17 protein-coding genes and 1 pseudogene are annotated in these 17,313 nt (G+C 61.9%); 12 read left to right on the top strand and 6 right to left on the bottom strand.

Translation table 11 applies throughout. The features are described 5' to 3' along the window. The first annotated feature begins 109 nt into the window (after positions 1–109). Both JMV54_RS06300 and JMV54_RS06295 read left to right on the top strand, forming a co-directional pair. Complete coding sequence (locus JMV54_RS06300) at positions 110–415, top strand: hypothetical protein (protein ID WP_201518070.1); 306 nt, start codon at positions 110–112, stop codon at positions 413–415. Next, a complete protein-coding gene (locus JMV54_RS06295) occupies positions 412–1,869 on the top strand; it encodes a hypothetical protein (protein ID WP_201518069.1) in 1,458 nt (485 codons plus the stop codon). Before JMV54_RS06300 ends, JMV54_RS06295 begins: the two co-directional genes overlap by 4 nt. A gap of 1 nt (position 1,870) precedes the next feature. Here the strand turns inward: JMV54_RS06295 and JMV54_RS06290 are convergent, their stop codons facing one another. After that, positions 1,871–2,266, bottom strand: a complete 396-nt coding sequence (locus JMV54_RS06290; protein ID WP_201518068.1) for a phage holin family protein — start codon at positions 2,264–2,266, stop codon at positions 1,871–1,873. Positions 2,267–2,331: 65 nt separating this feature from the next. Between JMV54_RS06290 and JMV54_RS06285 the strand changes: the two genes are divergently transcribed. The 4 genes from JMV54_RS06285 (at position 2,332) to JMV54_RS06270 (ending at position 6,985) form a co-directional block, all read left to right on the top strand. Beyond that, positions 2,332–3,435 carry a histidinol-phosphate transaminase gene (locus JMV54_RS06285; protein WP_201518067.1) on the top strand — a complete coding sequence of 368 codons (1,104 nt, stop codon included), beginning with the start codon at positions 2,332–2,334 and terminating at the stop codon, positions 3,433–3,435. Between the two features lie 130 nt (positions 3,436–3,565). Next, complete coding sequence (locus tag JMV54_RS06280; protein ID WP_230972841.1) at positions 3,566–4,699, top strand: thiamine pyrophosphate-dependent dehydrogenase E1 component subunit alpha; 1,134 nt, start codon at positions 3,566–3,568, stop codon at positions 4,697–4,699. Beyond that, on the top strand, positions 4,696–5,679 hold the full coding sequence (locus JMV54_RS06275; protein ID WP_201518066.1) for an alpha-ketoacid dehydrogenase subunit beta: 984 nt from the start codon (positions 4,696–4,698) through the stop codon (positions 5,677–5,679). Before JMV54_RS06280 ends, JMV54_RS06275 begins: the two co-directional genes overlap by 4 nt. 16 nt (positions 5,680–5,695) lie before the next feature. Then, a complete protein-coding gene (locus tag JMV54_RS06270) occupies positions 5,696–6,985 on the top strand; it encodes a dihydrolipoamide acetyltransferase family protein (protein ID WP_201518065.1) in 1,290 nt (429 codons plus the stop codon). Between the two features lie 5 nt (positions 6,986–6,990). Here the strand turns inward: JMV54_RS06270 and JMV54_RS06265 are convergent, their stop codons facing one another. Further along, entirely contained in the window at positions 6,991–7,662 is a 672-nt protein-coding gene (locus JMV54_RS06265; protein ID WP_201518064.1) for a SatD family protein, read from the bottom strand. 115 nt (positions 7,663–7,777) lie between these two features. Here JMV54_RS06265 and JMV54_RS06260 point away from each other — a divergent pair, with 115 nt between their 5' ends. Beyond that, positions 7,778–8,176, top strand: a complete 399-nt coding sequence (locus JMV54_RS06260; protein ID WP_230972840.1) for a hypothetical protein — start codon at positions 7,778–7,780, stop codon at positions 8,174–8,176. 47 nt (positions 8,177–8,223) lie between these two features. Here JMV54_RS06260 and JMV54_RS06255 read toward each other — a convergent pair whose 3' ends face one another. The 4 genes and pseudogenes from JMV54_RS06255 to JMV54_RS06240 all read right to left on the bottom strand — a co-directional run bounded on the left by JMV54_RS06255 (position 8,224) and on the right by JMV54_RS06240 (position 12,790). Continuing rightward, on the bottom strand, positions 8,224–9,504 hold the full coding sequence (locus JMV54_RS06255) for an MFS transporter (RefSeq protein WP_201518063.1): 1,281 nt from the start codon (positions 9,502–9,504) through the stop codon (positions 8,224–8,226). Between the two features lie 67 nt (positions 9,505–9,571). Beyond that, positions 9,572–10,643, bottom strand: a pseudogene (locus JMV54_RS06250) (ISL3 family transposase). Between the two features lie 1,041 nt (positions 10,644–11,684). Further along, a complete protein-coding gene (locus tag JMV54_RS06245) occupies positions 11,685–11,957 on the bottom strand; it encodes an HPr family phosphocarrier protein (RefSeq protein WP_201518062.1) in 273 nt (90 codons plus the stop codon). A gap of 65 nt (positions 11,958–12,022) precedes the next feature. Further along, positions 12,023–12,790 carry a DeoR/GlpR family DNA-binding transcription regulator gene (locus tag JMV54_RS06240; RefSeq protein ID WP_201518061.1) on the bottom strand — a complete coding sequence of 256 codons (768 nt, stop codon included), beginning with the start codon at positions 12,788–12,790 and terminating at the stop codon, positions 12,023–12,025. A 261-nt stretch (positions 12,791–13,051) separates the two neighbouring features. On the opposite strand from JMV54_RS06240, the gene JMV54_RS06235 reads away from it, so the two are divergent. From JMV54_RS06235 to JMV54_RS06215, 5 genes are read left to right on the top strand one after another with little or no spacing between them, the layout of a single operon-like run. After that, the gene (locus JMV54_RS06235; RefSeq protein WP_201518060.1) at positions 13,052–14,242 is read left to right on the top strand and encodes a metal ABC transporter substrate-binding protein; all 1,191 of its coding nucleotides are present in this window, start codon (positions 13,052–13,054) and stop codon (positions 14,240–14,242) included. Positions 14,243–14,251: 9 nt separating this feature from the next. After that, positions 14,252–15,133, top strand: coding sequence for a metal ABC transporter ATP-binding protein (locus JMV54_RS06230; protein WP_230972839.1), 882 nt, complete (start codon positions 14,252–14,254; stop codon positions 15,131–15,133). Continuing rightward, positions 15,130–16,023, top strand: coding sequence for a metal ABC transporter permease (locus JMV54_RS06225; RefSeq protein ID WP_201518059.1), 894 nt, complete (start codon positions 15,130–15,132; stop codon positions 16,021–16,023). Before JMV54_RS06230 ends, JMV54_RS06225 begins: the two co-directional genes overlap by 4 nt. Beyond that, positions 16,020–16,838, top strand: a complete 819-nt coding sequence (locus tag JMV54_RS06220; RefSeq protein WP_201518058.1) for a metal ABC transporter permease — start codon at positions 16,020–16,022, stop codon at positions 16,836–16,838. The genes JMV54_RS06225 and JMV54_RS06220 overlap by 4 nt, the downstream gene beginning before the upstream one ends. 24 nt (positions 16,839–16,862) lie before the next feature. Next, a complete protein-coding gene (locus JMV54_RS06215; RefSeq protein WP_201518057.1) occupies positions 16,863–17,285 on the top strand; it encodes a Fur family transcriptional regulator in 423 nt (140 codons plus the stop codon). The last annotated feature ends 28 nt before the right edge of the window (positions 17,286–17,313 follow it).

Raw genomic sequence — 17,313 nt, 5'->3', positions numbered from 1 at the left:
GGTGGCTGTGGAAACCCAGTTATCCACCGAGACCACACCGGCACCAGCGCGCCCGCGCCAACGCCGCCACAATCACTGCATCCGCATTCACAGCAGGACAGGAAGGCATATGAGCAGGCAGGCCCTAATCACCGATATCAATCTCGACGAATTCGAGCTGCTGCGCAAGCAGCTGCAAGAGCTCGCGACCAAGGCTCGCGAGGTGTGTGCTGAGCTGTACAACACGCAGATTCCCCTGGTTTCGGGAGCACATATCAGCGATTGGCAATCGGTTGCGAAATACGCCTACGACCTAGCGCTCGGGGTGATCACCGCCGAGGCAACGGGTCTTGCTGAGGGATGCTCGCTGATTGCCGCTAGCTATGACGGGCTCGACTGGGTGCTCGAACTCGAAAAGGGGGTGCAGTTCCCGTGACCGTGGTGGTGTACAGCGGCGATTCATTCGCGCTGGCAAACGATCGCCTCGATGAGGCAGCCGCATCGTTCCGCAGGCTGGCAGGCGATTGCGAGAGCGCCGCCTGGTATCCGGCGCTTGCCGATCACGTGTTGGCCAAACCCACGATTTACCTGGCCTCGCTCGAGAGCGTGCTGCTCATTGAGGGTCTGCACCTGGTCAGTTCAAAAGCTGATCTGGTCGGTGACCACCTGGTGCAGGCGCGGGAATGGTACGAGGACGCCGATCAATTTGTGGTGGATGCGATGGAGAACATCACCGAGTTCGCGTACGTGGCCGGTGCCGAGCTGCTGACCTGGGTGGGGAGGGCTGGTGCCGGTGCACTGGTGATGTTTCTCGCCAATCCCGGCGGGCAGGCACTGCTCGCGGGGGTGCTTGCCGGTGGCGGTGTGCTGGTGAGCACTGGCGTCGTCGATCCAGATGAGGTGAAAGCGCAGCTTGGCGAATTGGGCCAGCTAGCCAGCGACCAGCTCGGTCCGCTGCTGTCGAACCCGGTCACGGTGATGTTCCTGCGAGGATTGGTGAGTTCGAGTGACGATATTGCCAACAATGCCATCTACGACACCGTGATCCCCGCGCCGATAGCAGCTGGGGCGGGATCATTGCTCACGATTCTCGGGGTGGGGCCGTTGCGCGACGCCCGCGATATTGCGGGTCGTTCAAAGCAAGCTATTCAGGGTGACCGGTCGCCAAATCTGCAGGTGAGCGCCCAGAGAACTGCTCCGCGCGCCGCGCCCAGCTCGGTGCGGCAGGTGGTGGACCACATTCCACGCTCGCAAGACGGATCAGCGCAGGTGCGCATCAGCACTTATCGAAACCGGCAGGGCAAAGAGGTGCACCTGGTGTCGGTTGCGGGCACCTCGTCGGGTGAGCTCGGCGGCGACAATGTTTTCGATAATCTCAGCAATCTTGCGGCCTATGCCGGTGATGACGACCAGTCGATTGCGGCGGTTGAGCTGGCGATGGCCGAAGCCGGCATTGAGCCGGGTGATGAGGTGGTGTTTTCGGGCTACTCGCAGGGCGCTCTGGTGGTGACTCGGCTCGCCGAAAGTGGGCAGTGGCAGGTGCAATCAGTGGTCACCGCCGGATCGCCCGCCCACGGCAACGAAATTCCCGGAGATATTCCGGTCGTGCAGCTCGAGCACAATAACGACCCGATCACCGCGCTACAGGGCATCCCCGACCCGCCCCGAAATCAGGTGGCACTTGTGGTTCGGAACACCCACCCCGGCGGGGTACCGCCCGGATCAAACCCGCTGGCCGGGCACATGTTTGACGAGTATCAGCTCACCGCCGACCAGTACGACCAGCTCGAGGGCGAATACAACGCCGCGCACCGCGAACGTACGCTCGCCGCGCTGCAGGGTGCCGAGGTGGTGAGTTCAACCGACTACACGATTACGCGGAAACCGTGAATTAGCGGCGGTCGTCCTTTTCGTGGTTGAACAGGCCGTTGAGCACTGCCGACAGCAGCGACAGCAGGATGGCGCCACCCACGGCCCAGCCGAAGCCATCAATGGTGAGACCGAAGCCGAGCAGACCGCTAATCCAACCAACGATCCAGAACAGCAGACCGTTCACCACCAGGGCGAATAGCCCCAGGGTGAGGCAGTACAGCGGCAGCGAAATAACTTTCACGACGCTACCGATAACCGAGTTCACCAGACCCCACAGCACGGCAATGAGCAGGTAGGTGAGCACGAGCGCCAACTGCTCATTGTCGCTCTTATAGGGCGTTACGTGAATGCCCGGCAGCAGCGAGACGAGCCACACGGCGATGGCGTTGAGGACAGTGGTGAGCAGAAAACGCATGCGGCCATTGTTGCAAGCCCAGTTGGATACAAGATGAACACGACTGGCTTGCGTAGACTCAAGCCATGTCCGATGTCGTACCCGTAAAGCTGCGTCCCGAAATTCTCGCGCAGCGCGCCTATAAGCAGGGCCAACCCGCCCCCGCCAACTCGTTCAAACTTTCATCCAACGAACTGCCTTTTGCGCCGCTCGACAGCGTTGTCGCCGCAGCAGCGGGTGCCACCGAGTTCAACCGGTATCCCGACGCGGCGGCAACCAAGCTGCGTCAGGCACTGGCCGAGCACTACGGACTCACCGCTGACCAGGTGCTGGTCGGCGCCGGTTCGGTATCGCTCCTCTACCAGGCCGTGCTCGCCGCAGCGGGCGCTGGTGACGAGGTGATGTATCCCTGGCGTTCATTCGAGGCCTACCCGGGCATGGTGACCGTTGCCGGCGCATCCTCGGTGCAGGTGCCGCTCGACCGCGACAGCCGCGTCGACCTCGACGCCATGCTCGATGCCATCACCGACCGCACCCGGCTCATCATCGTGTGCTCACCCAATAACCCCACCGGAACCTACACGCGGCAGGACGAGTTTGAGCGTTTTCTCGAGCGGGTGCCGAGTGACCTGCTGGTTATCGCCGATGAGGCCTATATCGAGTTCGTCACCGACACCGAGGCCCTCAACGCCACGCGCCTGCTTGCCGACTACCCGAACCTGGTGATTGCCCGCACACTCTCAAAAGCCTATGGACTCGCCGGACTGCGAGTGGGCTACCTGCTCGGTAACCCGCGCGTGCTCAACGCATTCAACACCACGGCAATTCCGTTCCTGGTTTCGGCGCAGGCGCAGGCCGCGGCGCTCGCGGTGATGCAAGAAAGCGATTCGGTGCGCGCCCGCGTTCACGAGATCACGATGCGACGCGACGAGGTGCGGCGAGCGCTGATCGACCAGGGCTGGCCGATTCCCGAATCACAGGCCAACTTTGTGTGGCTGCCGTGTGGTGAGCTCGCCGAGCGGGTCGATGAGATCCTGCGTCAGGGTGGCATTGTCGCGCGCACCTTCCCCGGCGACGGCATTCGAGTTTCGATCGGTGAAGAGGCGTCGACATCGCCACTGCTGGCGGCCTGTGCCCGCGCGCTCGAACGCTACCCCTACCTGCGTCGCGAAGAGGCCGAGGTCGAATAACGCCGTAGCCCGCGCCTATCTTGTAGGTTCCGTGAATAAATCACGCCGCTTACTTGTGGTTCGGCGCTAGCATTTGTGTGTCACGCGTTCATAGACTTTCCCGTGACGAGTGGCCAGGAGGGTGAATCTATTGCAGCCAGTTGAATTCGATGCGACACAGACCGTGCGCATCCTTTCGCCCGATGGGAAGCTGGAGCCGAGCGCCGCTGCCGAGCCCTATGCGGAACGCTTGAGTGCGGTAGACGATGCCTTTTGGTTCACCGCGCTGCGACACATGAAGTTCGCGCGGGCTTTCGACCGCGAGGCCACGAACCTGCAGCGGCAGAGCCAGCTCGCACTTTTTGTGCCGTGCGAGGGGCAGGAGGCCGCGCAGGTGGGTTCGGCGCTGGCAACACGGCCACAGGATGCGATTTTCCCGTCGTATCGCGAACATGCGGTTGCGCACGTGCGTGGTCTCGATCTTTTTCACGTGCTGCGACTGCTGCGCGGCGTCACCAACGGGGGCTGGGATCCGGCCGAGCAAAACAACTTCCGCAACTATGTGCTGGTGATCGCCTCGCAGGCGCTGCACGCAACCGGCTACGCGATGGGGCAACGCTTCGACGGCGCCTGCGGCACCGGCGACCCCGAGCGTGATGAGGCAACCATCGTCTACTTTGGCGACGGCGCCACCAGCCAGGGTGACCTCAATGAGGCGCTCGTGTTTGCGAGCAGCCAGCAGACCCCGCAGGTATTTTTCCTACAGAACAACCAGTGGGCAATTTCGGTGCCGGTGCGGGTGCAATCACGCACCCCGCTGTATCGCCGTGCCGATGGGTTCGGGATGCCCGGGGTGCAGGTTGACGGTAATGATGTGATGGCCAGCTGGGCTGTCACCCAGCACCACCTCGACCGCGCCCGCGCCGGTGAGGGGCCAGCGTTCATCGAAGCGTTCACCTACCGCATGGGTGCCCACACCACCAGCGACGATCCCACTAAATACCGCAGTGGTGATGAAGAATCGCACTGGCGCGCGCTCGACCCAATCGACCGCCTCGAACGGTATTTGCGCGCGGCCGGTGTGGCCGCCACCGAGATCACCGAGGTTGACGAAGCCGCCAGCGATTTTGCGAGCGATATTCGCCGCCGCATCCTCGAACTTCCCGATCCCGATCCCATCGAAATGTTTGCCCACGCCTACGCCGAACCGCACTCGGCGATTGAACAGCAACGCCTCGACTACCTCGATTTCGAAGCCTCGCTGAGCGAGGAGTATTCCGAATGACGACCGTTGAGACCCTGCCCATGGCGCGCGCCCTCAACCGTGCGCTGCGCGACGCGATGAGTGCCGACGAGCGCGTCATGCTGATGGGCGAAGACATCGGCAAACTCGGCGGCGTGTTCCGCGTCACCGAAAACCTGCAGCGCGACTTTGGTGAGAACCGCGTGCTCGACACTCCGCTTGCCGAATCGGGAATTATCGGCACGGCGATCGGCCTGGCGATGCGCGGCTACCGACCGGTGTGTGAGATCCAGTTCGATGGTTTTGTCTACCCCGGTTTTGACCAGATCACCTCGCAGCTGGCGAAGTTCCATGCCCGCACCGAGGGCGCGGTGAAACTACCCGTGGTGATTCGGTTGCCGTACGGCGGCCACATCGGCGCGGTCGAGCACCATCAAGAAAGCCCCGAAGCCTACTTTGCGCACACCGGCGGCCTGCGCGTGATTGCCCCGTCAAACCCCAACGACGGCTATTGGCTGCTGCGCCAGGCAATTGAGTGCGATGACCCGGTGGTGTTCCTCGAACCAAAGGGCCGATACTGGCACAAGGGCGAGGTCGACTTCGCTGCCCCCGCCGGCGACATGGAGGCGACGCGGGTGGCAAAGAGTGGCAGCGCCATCACCCTGATCGGCTGGGGCGCACAGACCGCCATGAACCTCGAGGTCGCACAGCTCGCAGCCGAAGAGGGCGTCGACATTGAGGTGCTCGATATTCGCGGGCTCTCGTCGGTGGATTGGGAACCGATTTTTGAGTCGGTGCGCCGCACCGGCCGCGCCGTAATCGCGCAGGAGGCCCCCGGCCACGTGTCGTTCGCCAGCGAGGTGGCGGCCACCATCACCGAACACTGCTTTTACACGCTCGAAGCGCCGGTGCTGCGAGTGAACGCCTACGATGTGCCGTTCCCGCCGGCCCGCCTGGGTGACGCCTATCTGCCCGACCCCGATCGCATCCTCGATGCCGTCGACCGAGCGCTCGAATACTAAACCGGAGGATCCCAGGATGAGTCAGCTGTACGAACTGCCGGATGTCGGTGAGGGACTCACCGAGGCCACGATCGTGTCGTGGCGGGTGGCCGCGGGCGACACGGTTGCGGTGAATGACGTGCTCGTTGAGATCGAAACCGCCAAGTCGCTCGTTGAACTGCCAAGCCCGTTTGCCGGAGTGATTGGTGATCTGCTGGTGGCCGAAGGTGACCTGGTTGAGGTTGGCGCCGCCATTTTGCGGATGCGTGAAGAACCCGGCCAGGCAGCGAAAGGCGACGGCGAGGGCGCCAATCTTGTGGGCTATGGCAGCGGCGCCGGTTCGCGCTCGCGGCGTGGCCGTCGCCGCGGTAGTGCCGCCGAGCGTCGCGCAGCCGCACCGAAGGCACCCGCTGCCGCACCAGAACAGTCGGCACCGGCAGCTGCCAGGGTGCCGGCCGCATCCGCCTACCCGGTGATCGCCAAACCGCCGATTCGGAAGCTGGCGCGCGATCTGGATGTGGATCTCGAGCGGGTGCAACCAACCGGCGCCGCGGGCGAGGTGACCCGTGAGGATGTGATTCGGCACGCCGAGCAGGCGCGCATGTTCGCGAATATTGAGACTCCCGAGTGGAGCGATGTTCGTGAGGAGCGCCACCCCGTTGAGGGTGTGCGCAAGATGATCGCGCAAAACATGGTGAAGTCGATGTTCACCGCCCCGCATGTGACGCTTTTTGTGGACGTTGACGCCACGCGCACGATGGAGTTCGTGAAGCGGTTGAAAGCCTCACCCGACTATGCGGATGTGAAGGTTTCGCCGCTGCTGATCGTTGCGAGGGCCGTGATGTGGGCGATTCGCCGCAACCCCACCACGAACGCGACCTGGACCGACAGCGAATACACCATTAAGCACTATGTGAACCTCGGGATTGCGGCGGCGACCCCGCGCGGTTTGATCGTGCCGAATATTAAAGAGGCGCAGTCGATGTCGATGCGTGAGCTGGCGCAGTCGCTGCAGGAGCTCACCATGACGGCTCGTGAGGGGAAGACCACACCTGCCGACCAGCAGGGCGGCACGTTCACGATCACCAACATTGGTGTGTTTGGGATGGATTCAGGCACCCCGATTCTCAACCCCGGTGAGGTGGGCATCCTGGCATTCGGTACCGTGCGGCCCAAGCCCTGGGTGGTGGATGATGAGGTGCGGGTGCGGCAGGTCACGACGCTTACCGCATCCTTCGATCACCGGCTTGTTGACGGCGATGTTGCCTCACGCTTTTTGGCGGATGTGGCGAAGATCGTTGAAGAGCCGGCGCTGCTGCTCGATTAGCTGCGTTACGGCAGTGCGATGACGGCTCGGATCGCGTCGGCGAGGATGCGCAGGTCGTTATTGTCGATGCGCTGCGAGTTGGCGGATGGCGAGATACCGGCGGCTTCGGCGGCCGACTGGTTGTCGTGGCCGTCGATGAGTGCGAGCAGTGACTGCGCGGCTCCGGTCCGCAGTCGCCCGAGCGCAGAGTCGATGAGCTGCAGCGCGGGGGTGATGAGCGAGGCCCCGGGTTCATCCGTGTCGGCATTGACCAGTGCGGTGCGCACGGACCGGTAGCCGCGGGTTTGGGCAATGGCTGCGACCTGGCCGATGGCATCGCGGGCGGCGTACCAGGCTGAGCCGTCTTGGATGCCGTGCTCGGTGTCAATTTCGACCACCTCGCCACGGCCCAACCCGATGCGCAGGTCGACGGTTCCGGCCAGTTCGAGCCGGAGTCGGTAGCCAGCTTCGAGTGCCCCGCCGAGGGTGGGGTAGACGCCCTGTAGTTCATCACCCACGGTGACGCGGAGCGCATCGAGGCTCGGTACCTGCTGGTTGATGCGCGGGAGGGTGTTGAGAATTGCGGTGTGGCTTTGGGCTCGATTGCTATCGCGCGAGCCGACCTGGTCGGCGAGCAGCGCGACGCATTGGGTTGGATGCGATAGGTCGACCGGGTTTTTGACCTTCATTTTCGCCATATGAAGATAATAGCTTCATTGAACTGCTCTGGAGAAGTGAGTTCCTCAGGCAAATACAGTGCTCTTCCACCGAGCGGTGGCCAGTGTTGTCGGTATCGCTCGTTAGCATTTGCGTGTGGACCCACTGCTCAGTCAGGTATTGAAAGCCCTTATCGTGGCGCTATTCGCTGTGATCGCAGTGGCGGCCAATCCGCTCATCGGCTGGCTTCTTGCCAAGATTGACCAGCCCACACCAAAACAGGATGATGATCGCTTGCTTGAGCCGCAGCGTGTGCTTCCCGGCGGGCGTTGGATTGGCATGCTTGAACGCGTGGCGACCTACAGCACGCTCATGGCCGGGTTCCCCGCCGGGTTGGCGATGATCGTCGCGGTCAAGGGCCTCGGCCGTTACCCAGAACTGCACGCACAGGCGAGCCCGCGCATCGGTGAGCTGTTCATCATTGGCACGATGCTCAGCATGCTGTGGGCTGCCGGATGTGCGGGGCTGGCCTACTGGTTGATCCGGCTTTGGTAGCGGTGGTTGGCTGATGGACACCGTAACTTATTGCTGATCGCGTTAAATCAAACCTTGCGCCCAGCTGCGGCGTAACAATCCGTGTTCTTGTGTGTTTGCATAGCCAAGAGTGCCGCGGCCACAAGGAAGAGCGCGTAAATGAACACTGCGACTTGGGGGAATTCAGTGGCATTCACGACGATTGCCAACCAGCTTCCGACGCTAGTGCCGAGAGCAGTCGCGGCGAAAGACCAGCTCATGATGCGCCCAAACCGTGAGCCTCGAAAGCTACGCTGACGCAACGTCGTTGTGAGGACTGCCCGCATCCGGGCGAGGAAACCAATGAAAAGTGCGTAGACAATACCGATCCACCATGAGATTTGGCCATTTGCGGTCGCGAAAGCGATGCTCAAGGCGAGAAGAAAGACAACCGTCATCCAAAGGAGTCTGGAAACAGTACGGGAGAGATCTCCGAGTTTAGAGAGTGCCTTTGCTATCCAGGGGCCGATGGTTGCGCCAACACCAAAGGCAGCTACGGTGAGCCCGAGTGCATCGGTGGGTGGCATGTCTGAGGAGGCTGCCCCCGCCAAGTAGACATAGATTCCACCCACTGTGGCTCCCGTCGCAGTGAGAAAGCTGAACAGCGGCGAGGCTACGCCAGTCGTAACCAGATCTTTCATAAACGGCTTGAATGCCATACGTTTTCCGAAGACTGCGAAGTCCTCAGCATCCTGTTCTACTGGCGGGAGCGTAACCACTGTTCGTGAACTTACGAAGCGAAGCAGTGTGCCGGCTGCGGACAAGGTCATGTTTGCGGCCAGCAGCACGTGAATTGATACACCAGCCAAGACACTACCTAGCGGCATGGCGAAGACGATTCCGATGAACGCGAGGATCGAGTAGATCGACGCGTTAAAGGTCATGGCTTCATCAGGGTCTGCCTGGGCGAGCTGTTGGCCGTAAAACTCCTCGACCACATCGGTAATCGCTGGGAACACTACCGAGATGAGCAGATAAACAATAAGCACGGGGACCAATAGCGACGGGGCAACCAGGATGATGATGAACGCCACTGCACTGACAACGGCCTCTAGCAAGTCGGAGGCGATGAGAACACCCGCGGGACTGAACCGGGCGAAGAAACTGGCCATCACAGGAGACGCGAATGAGATCAACTCACCGGCGGTGGTCAAGACAGCTACCCACACGACTGGAAGAAGGCCTAGAGCGACGAGACCATCTGAGCCGCCTTCGATCAGTCGTGTACCCAAGATGGAGACAACAAGTCCTGCGGTCATCCAGCGGCGAGCATGCGCCAGCGTGCGTGCGGGAATGGAAGAGGAACTCACGGGGAGACATTAACGGACGGAGGCTCTAAGCGCGCTCCCCTCAGGGTCTGCACAGGACCAAACCGGCTCATCGCATATGAGGGTGTAGTTGGTTTCTGAAGCCGCCGCTTTCAAGGAGCGCCCGGGCGATGTAGTTGGTGAGGTTGCGGAAGCCGAGGGCGGAGCCGCGGAGGTGTTCGAGTCGGCCGTTGATGGCTTCGGTGGGTCCGTTGCTGGTGCCGGGGCGGTCGAAGTAGGCCAGCACGTCGGTGGCTCGCCTGGTCATGGTGCGCCCGAGCCTTCGGAGTTCTTTGAGCGCGGTGGAACGCCGTGGCTGATGGAGGTGATCACGGCCTGCATCGCGGCCCGGCCGCGGGCCCGGTCGGTGTCGCGGTAGGCGGTGATCATGCGCTGGTAGATGCCCCAGGTCGCTTCGACCTCGACGTGCAGCTCGTTCGAGAACAGTGTCTCGCGCCGGTTCTGCTGGGACGGGGTGAGCAGATCGGTGCCAGCGTGCAGGGTGCGGCGGGCTTGGTAGAGGGGATCGTTCTTTCGGCCGCGGCGCCCGTAGAGCTCTTGCTGTACTCGTCGTCGGCACTCGTCCAGCGCATCGCCGGCCAGGCGGACGACGTGAAACGGATCGAGCACCGGGATCGCGTCGGGCAGTTCCTCGTTGGCTGCCGATTTGTAGCCGCTGAAGCCGTCCATGGCGACGACCTCGATCGCGTCGCGCCAGGGGGCGGGGCGTGCGGCGAGCCACTTCTTGAACACGTGTTTCGTGCGGCCTTCGACCATGTCCAGCAGCCTGGCGGGGCCGGTGCCAGCGTGCGGCCCGGTGAGGTCGATGATGACGGTGACGTATTTGTCGCCCCGACGCGTGTGCCGCCACACGTGCCCGCACCCCCACACCGGTAGCGGCGCACCCGGATCAGCAGCACGGTCGGCAGCCAGCCGAACGGTTCGTGCGCGAGCCGACGCGTCACCGTGTCACGGGGCCTGCCCGCGCTGCCACACCGCCGGCACCACTGATCCGGTTCGGTCACGCGGCACTCCAGCACCGACCGGTCCGGTTCGATGAACTGCCGGATCACCTCCAGTCCGAGCTCGTCGAGACGGCAGAACTTGGTCACGTCAGGAGCAACAAAGGTAGCGTGGGGCACGTCGAGATCTTTCGAATGGGCAGTGTGAGAACTTCCATCCTCGGAAGGCCTCGACTCCTACCCACGCAGCGACGCGCCAACGAACCTCACACCCCGACCACACCCTCAATTCCGAAGAGCCTGCAAACCATGTACTGCAATTACCCTGACGCAGATAAACGACTAAATGCGATTCATGGGTGTACGAACAGGTCTACGCAGCGGCCCGAGGGCTTCCTCTCGTACCTTTCTACGCGGATTCCGATGAGGGGGCAGGGCTAGCCTCTGGGGGTGGCGAGAGTGTCACTATTGAGGTAGCGGGATATCAACCATTAACAGAGCAGGAAGTATACGATTCGTTGCATTAAGGGAGAGGTATAGATGTGACAAGCTCAAACATTCGATCCGTCATGGAAGAATATGATGTTGAACACCTTGACCGGCACCTTCTGTGGATGTACCCATTCATTATAGGGCGTGAATTTTACTGTCCAGAACTGCGGGTGACCTGGGTTGAAATATCCGAAGAAAGGCCAGCGCTTAATTACTTGTTTTGGGACAAGCGGGTAGGTGGGTTGGTTGGGCAGTCTTTCGTTCTGCCAAGGCCAGGGTTGCGTAAGGCGAGGTTGGTTGATGCGGAGATTGCTGCATCGGAGTTCGTTGAGCCAATGGGATATCTCGGGCGAGACGCGTATGGTGTGCTTTGGGAAGACGGATGCGGGCCCATTCCTCCCTCTCGGTGCGTTGTTAATCCCAGCAATTTCGCTGCTTGCGTATTTGCTGAAGAGAGTGAATCCGCATCGCCGAGTCTCGTAGAGCCCAATTTCTTTACTGGAGCAGTCGAAAATGCGGAATCGTTAATCCGGCGCCACTTTCCTTCGGCTCATCGCGTACTGTTATTTCTTAATAATGGTGTAGCTTCTCAAGTCGGTTCGCCTATTGATTGAACAGTTTGGTGACTCCGGATACATTTTTTGAAGTCGTCCGCAGTTGGCTGCATGAACTCCCGCCCAGCGGGGCAGATGATGGCGTGTAATGCTGAGGTCGCCGCTCGTGGCGAAACTAGCCGTTCTGCTCCGCAATGAGCTTGACGAGCCGGTCGGCGATCGCATCCGCATCTTCGCCGTCCACCACAAGCTCGACGGTGTCGCCCTGCGCAATACCGAGTGAGAGCACCGCCAGGATGCTGGCCGCATCCACGCCGGGTTCACCAGGAGTCTTCGAAATGGTGACCTTGGCGCCGCTCTCGCCCACGGTTTTCACCAGTTCGGAGGCGGGGCGGGCGTGCAGGCCGACCGGGTCCTTGACGGTGACGGTGCGAGTTGCCTGTGACATGGGTATTCCTTCCGGGGTGTATTGCACTCAAGTGTGACTTCGCGGGTGGAGATCTTGTTTGCGCCCTAGGGTGTGTTGGCCAGCCGAACTTCAAGGCCGGCGTCGCGGATCACCTCGGCCTGTTCGGGGTCGACCGCATCGTCGGTGATCACGGCGTCGAGCGCGCTCAGCGGTACGACCTTGTTGAGCGCCGCGGTGCCAAACTTGCTCGAGTCGGCCAGCAGGTAGCTGCGATTGGCGTGCGCAATCGCCTGGCGCGAAAAATCGGATTCGAGCACGTGGAAATTGGTGACACCGCGCTCGGCCGAGATGCCGGCGCAGCCGAAAAAACCGACATCAAAAAAGAGCCGCTGCAGGTTCCACATGGCCAGCGGTCCAGAAAGCGACGACTCATCGGGGCGCACATTGCCACCGGGGATAACCAGTGCAATGTCTGGGTTGGCCAGCAGCGTGCTGGCGATCGGCAGGGTGTTGGTCACCACCGTGAGCGGGCTAATTTCGACGATTCGCTCGGCGAGCATTTGCGTGCTGGTGCCGTAGTCAAGAAACACCGTCATGCCGGGTTCAACCAGGGATGCTGTCTGCCGGGCGATGGCGCGCTTGCGTTCAATGTTGAGCGTGCGACGCTGCTCGAACGCTGATTCGCGCCGCTGGTCGCGCAATACAGCGCCGCCCCGGACGACAGTGGCGACACCCTCTTCTTCGAGACGGTAGAGATCTTTGCGGATGGTCTCGCGGGAGACCTGAAATTTTTGGGCGAGGTCGCTGATGCGCACCGTGTGTTCGGCGCGCAGTGCGGCCGTGATCTCGGCGCGGCGTTGGTTGGTTGCCATACTGTTCACTCCAGACCGACGGGAGCGGGGGATACTTCTATTTTGCGTTTGCAAAATTAAGTTTGCAAGTAATTTGCCGCAGAATTGGCAGCTTGCGGTCTTTAGTTTGCCTCCGGCACGTTCAGCTGGATGATTCAACATCAACTTGGCAATTGCAAGGCCGGATGCTGCTGCGCATCCTGGCATCAATTGACAATGATTATTGTTAATCGCTACGGTTGGCTGATTCTGTTTGACGCGCGTGCAAATGAGAGGAACAGGATGCGCAAGTTTTCGAACCTGCTCGGAATGGCCGGTGCAATTGGTGCCGTATCGCTGGCACTGGCCGGCTGCGCAAGCGGTGAATCACCTGCTGCCAATAACAGCGACGGGATTTCAGTGGTGACTACCACCACCCAGCTCGATGACTTTGCTCGCGAGGTGAGTGACGGCACGGGTGCTCAGGTAACAACGCTGCTGAAGCCCGGTCAATCGGTACACGGCTTCGAACCCACCGCAGCTGACCTCGAGGCGCTCCGCAACGCGGATGTGGTGATTTACAACGGCGTCGACCTCGAACCCTGGCTCGACGACACGCTCGACGCTGCCGAGTTTAAGGGCGCGCGCATCGACGCATCGGTGGGCATTGACGTGCACGAAGATGATGACGCGCACGATCACGACCACGACGATGACGCGCACGACCACGACGATGACGCGCACGACCACGACGATGACGCGCATGACCACGATGATGATGCGCATGACCACGATGATGATGCGCATGACCACGATGATGATGCGCACGAACACGACGATGATGCGCACGATCATGACCACGACGATGACGACCACGGTCACGACCACGGCGGTCACGACCACGACCACGGTGGTGTAAACCCGCACATCTGGACCTCACCCAGCAACGCAGAAGACATGGTCGACAACGTGGCCAAGGGACTCGCTGACGCCGATCCCGATAACGCTGCCACCTACAGGAAAAACGCTGAAGCCTACAACGAGAAGCTCGACGACCTCGACGAGTGGATCGAAAAAAACATCGACCAGATCCCCGAAGACAAGCGTCTGCTGGTTACCAACCACGACGCCCTCCACTACTTCAACGACGAGTACGACGTCACCTTCGTCGGTTCGATCATCCCCAGCTGGGACGACAATGCCGAGCCCAGCGCTGCCGAACTCGACGAGCTGATTGCCAAGATCAAAGAGCACAAGGTTCCCGCGATCTTTGCCGAACAGCAGCTATCGCCCGACACCGCGAAAGCAATCGCTAACGAAACCGGCGCCAAGGTCTACTCCGGCGAAGACGGGCTCTACACCGACGCGCTCGGACCGGAAGGCAGCGACGGCGAGACCTACATCGGTTCGCAGATCCACAACGTGACCCAGCTGGTCGATTCGTGGGGCGGCAAGGTGAGCGAGGTGCCCAGCAGCCTGAAAGACGATAAGTAGGCTAATCGGGTGACTCACACATCCAACGAACGGCACATCCCCGAAACCTCCTCGCAGGTTCGGGGATGTGCCGTTCCACCCACCGCGCAGTCGGCGCAGTCACCGGTCGTGCAATTCCGCTCGGCCAACCTGAGCTATGACGGCTCCGCCGTGGCGGCCGCCGGCGTCACCCTCACCGTCCGGCCTGGTGAGGCGGTGGCGCTGATCGGCCCCAACGGCGCCGGAAAATCAACCGTGCTGAAAGCACTGCTCGGGCTCGTATCCGTTGTCGACGGTGACCTGCGCGTATTTGGCGGCAATCTCGATCGGGCCCGCAACCGCATCGGCTACCTCCCGCAGCGGGCCGACCTCGACGCAAACTTCCCGGTCTCGCTGCGCCAGGTGGTCATGATGGGCCGCTACCGCGAACTCGGTATCTTCCGCTGGCCGGGTAAAGCCGATCGGCAGGCGGTGGATGCGGCACTCGAGCGGGTGCGGCTCACCGGCCGCGCCGACCGTGTTTTTGGTGACCTCTCGGGTGGACAACAGCAGCGCGCCCTGCTTGCCCGCGCGCTCGTATCCAACCCAAAACTGCTGTTGCTCGACGAACCCTTCAACGGGCTCGACACCACCAACCGGATGGCCCTGCTTGAAACGCTGCGCGAATTGCGAGGCGAAGGAATGGGCATCATGGTCTCAACCCACGACCTTGAAATCGCCACTCAGGCCTGCACGCACGCGCTACTCATCAACCACCAGCAGGTCGCATTCGGACCCGTTGCCCAAGTGCTCACCGACGCCTCGGTGGTCACCACCTTTGGCGAATCGGCCGAGCATCGAGACACGCACTTCGATGCGACCGCGCATCCGCATCCCATTCCGCACACGAGCACAAGCGAGCCGCTGCCGTGACCGATCTCGTGACCATTTTCGGTGCGTCATTCATGCAGCGGGCACTGTTTGCGGTCATCTTGATTGCCACTGTTGCAGCCGTGGTGGGGGTGGCCCTCAACCTGCGCGAACTCGAGTTTTTGAGTGACGGAATCGTGCACGCGGTTTTCCCGGGCGTGGTGATCGGGTTTCTTGCGGCCAGCTACGACGGCATCTATCTCGGCGCAATCATCGCGGCACTGATCGCCACCGTGCTGCTCACGCTGGCGGCGCATCGCGGCGTGGGCGAGGATGCGACCACGGCCGTGCTGCTTTCGGGCTCGTTCGCGCTGGGCGTCGTGCTGATTTCACGATCAACCAGCTACGCGACCGGGCTTGAACACCTGCTGTTTGGGCAGCTACTCACCATCCGAACCGCCGACCTGGTGGCAATCGCCGTGCTGGGAGGCGCGGCGCTGGCAACTGTGCTGCTCACCTGGAAACAACAACTGTTCATCTCATTTGATCCCGCCGGCGCGCAGGCAGCCGGGCTGTCGCTGCTCGCCTACAAGCTGGCACTCAACCTGTCGATCGCCGCGGTCGTGGTGGCCGCATCCCGGGCGGTTGGCAACCTGCTGGTGCTCGCCATGCTCATCGTGCCGGCCGCTATCGGCCGGCTGGTATCGCGTCGACTGCGAGTGATCGTGCCGGTGGCGATCGCGAGCTCGGTGCTGGTTTCGGTTGCCGGCTTGATCTGCGGCTATTGGCTTTCGGTGGATGCGCGGCTCACCATCTCGCCCTCGGCCGTGCTCGTGCTCATGATGGTTGCGGTGTACCTGATCGTGGCTGGGATCAGCACGACTTCAACGCGAGTGAAACTTGTTAAACAACGCTCGCAGCGGCCGAGTCGTGCCGAGGCGGTAGCCACATGACGCTCTTTCAAACAGCACTCCTGGCGGCGGTGCTCGTTGGACTTCTGTGCGGGCTGGTGGGCTGCCTTGTGGTGCTGCGCCGCCGCGCGTTTTTCACAGTGGCGCTCACCCACGCCACCTTCCCCGGCGGGGTGATGGCCGCGGTGCTGGGCGTCAATATCGTTGTTGGCGCCGGGGCGATGGGCGTGGGCCTGGTGGCGCTGATGGTGGCGCTCAGCCGCATCCATCGGCAGGGCAAACAGGTTGCCTCGGGTATCGTGCTCTCGTTTGGCTACGCCCTCGGCGTGTTTTTGCACGCGCTCAACCCGCAGCTGCCGGTGAAAGTTGAGTCGTATCTCACCGGCTCCATCCTGGCGATCCCGCCCGAAAACATTGCCATCATCGGGGTCGTGCTGCTGATTGCGCTGCTCGCCGTCGCGCTGTGGTGGAAAGAACTCCTGTTTTCGAGCTTCGATCGCGGCGGGTTCGTCGCCAGCGGCTACCGCGAATGGCGCACCGAAGTGCTCGTGCTGCTGCTGATCACGCTGACCGTCGTGGCAACCATGCCGGCGATCGGTTCCATCCTGGCGATATCGATGATCGCGGCCCCGGCTGCCGCCGCGCGGCTACTCACGCAGCGCATCGAACGCCTCGTGCCGCTCGCCTGCGCGCTGGGCGTGGGTTCGGCAGTGCTCGGACTCTACGTTTCACGCTGGTTCAACCTGGCCGCCGGGGGAGCGATGGCAATCACGGCAACCGTGATTTTTTTGCTGGCGTGGGGATGGAACGCGGCACGCGCGAGCATCCCGGCACGCACGAAGATTGCCCGCGGGTGACGACCTCGCCCTAGAGTAGAGGCCATGAACAGTGACGTATCCCGGGCACCCCAGCGCCGCCGCACCTGGCAGCGCGAGGCTGTGCGTGAGCGGCTCGAGGCTGAGGGCGGTTTTGTAACGGCGCAAGAACTGCACCGGTTGCTGGAAGAGAGCGGGCAGCGAATCGGCCTGGCAACCGTGTACCGGGCACTCGGTACGCTCGTCGCCGATGGGCTTGCCGACAGCATCCGTCATGAGGATGCAGAACTCTACCGGTTCTGTGACGATGACGGGCACCACCACCACATCGTTTGCCGGCGCTGCGGAGCCGCCGAACAGATCGAAGACAACGAAATTGAATCGTGGGCCAGGCAGGTGGCAGCCGAGCACGGCTATAGCGAACCCACCCACGTGCTCGAAGTGTTCGGGCTGTGTGGCAATTGCACAAAAACTTCTGAAAAAAAGTAACGACGGCAAAAACTCGCCTAGACTACTG

Source organism: Gulosibacter hominis (assembly GCF_904842695.1).
GTDB lineage: Bacteria > Actinomycetota > Actinomycetes > Actinomycetales > Microbacteriaceae > Gulosibacter > Gulosibacter hominis.
The sequence above is the reverse complement of the archived record's forward strand: the minus strand, read 5'-3'. Positions and strand labels throughout refer to the sequence as shown.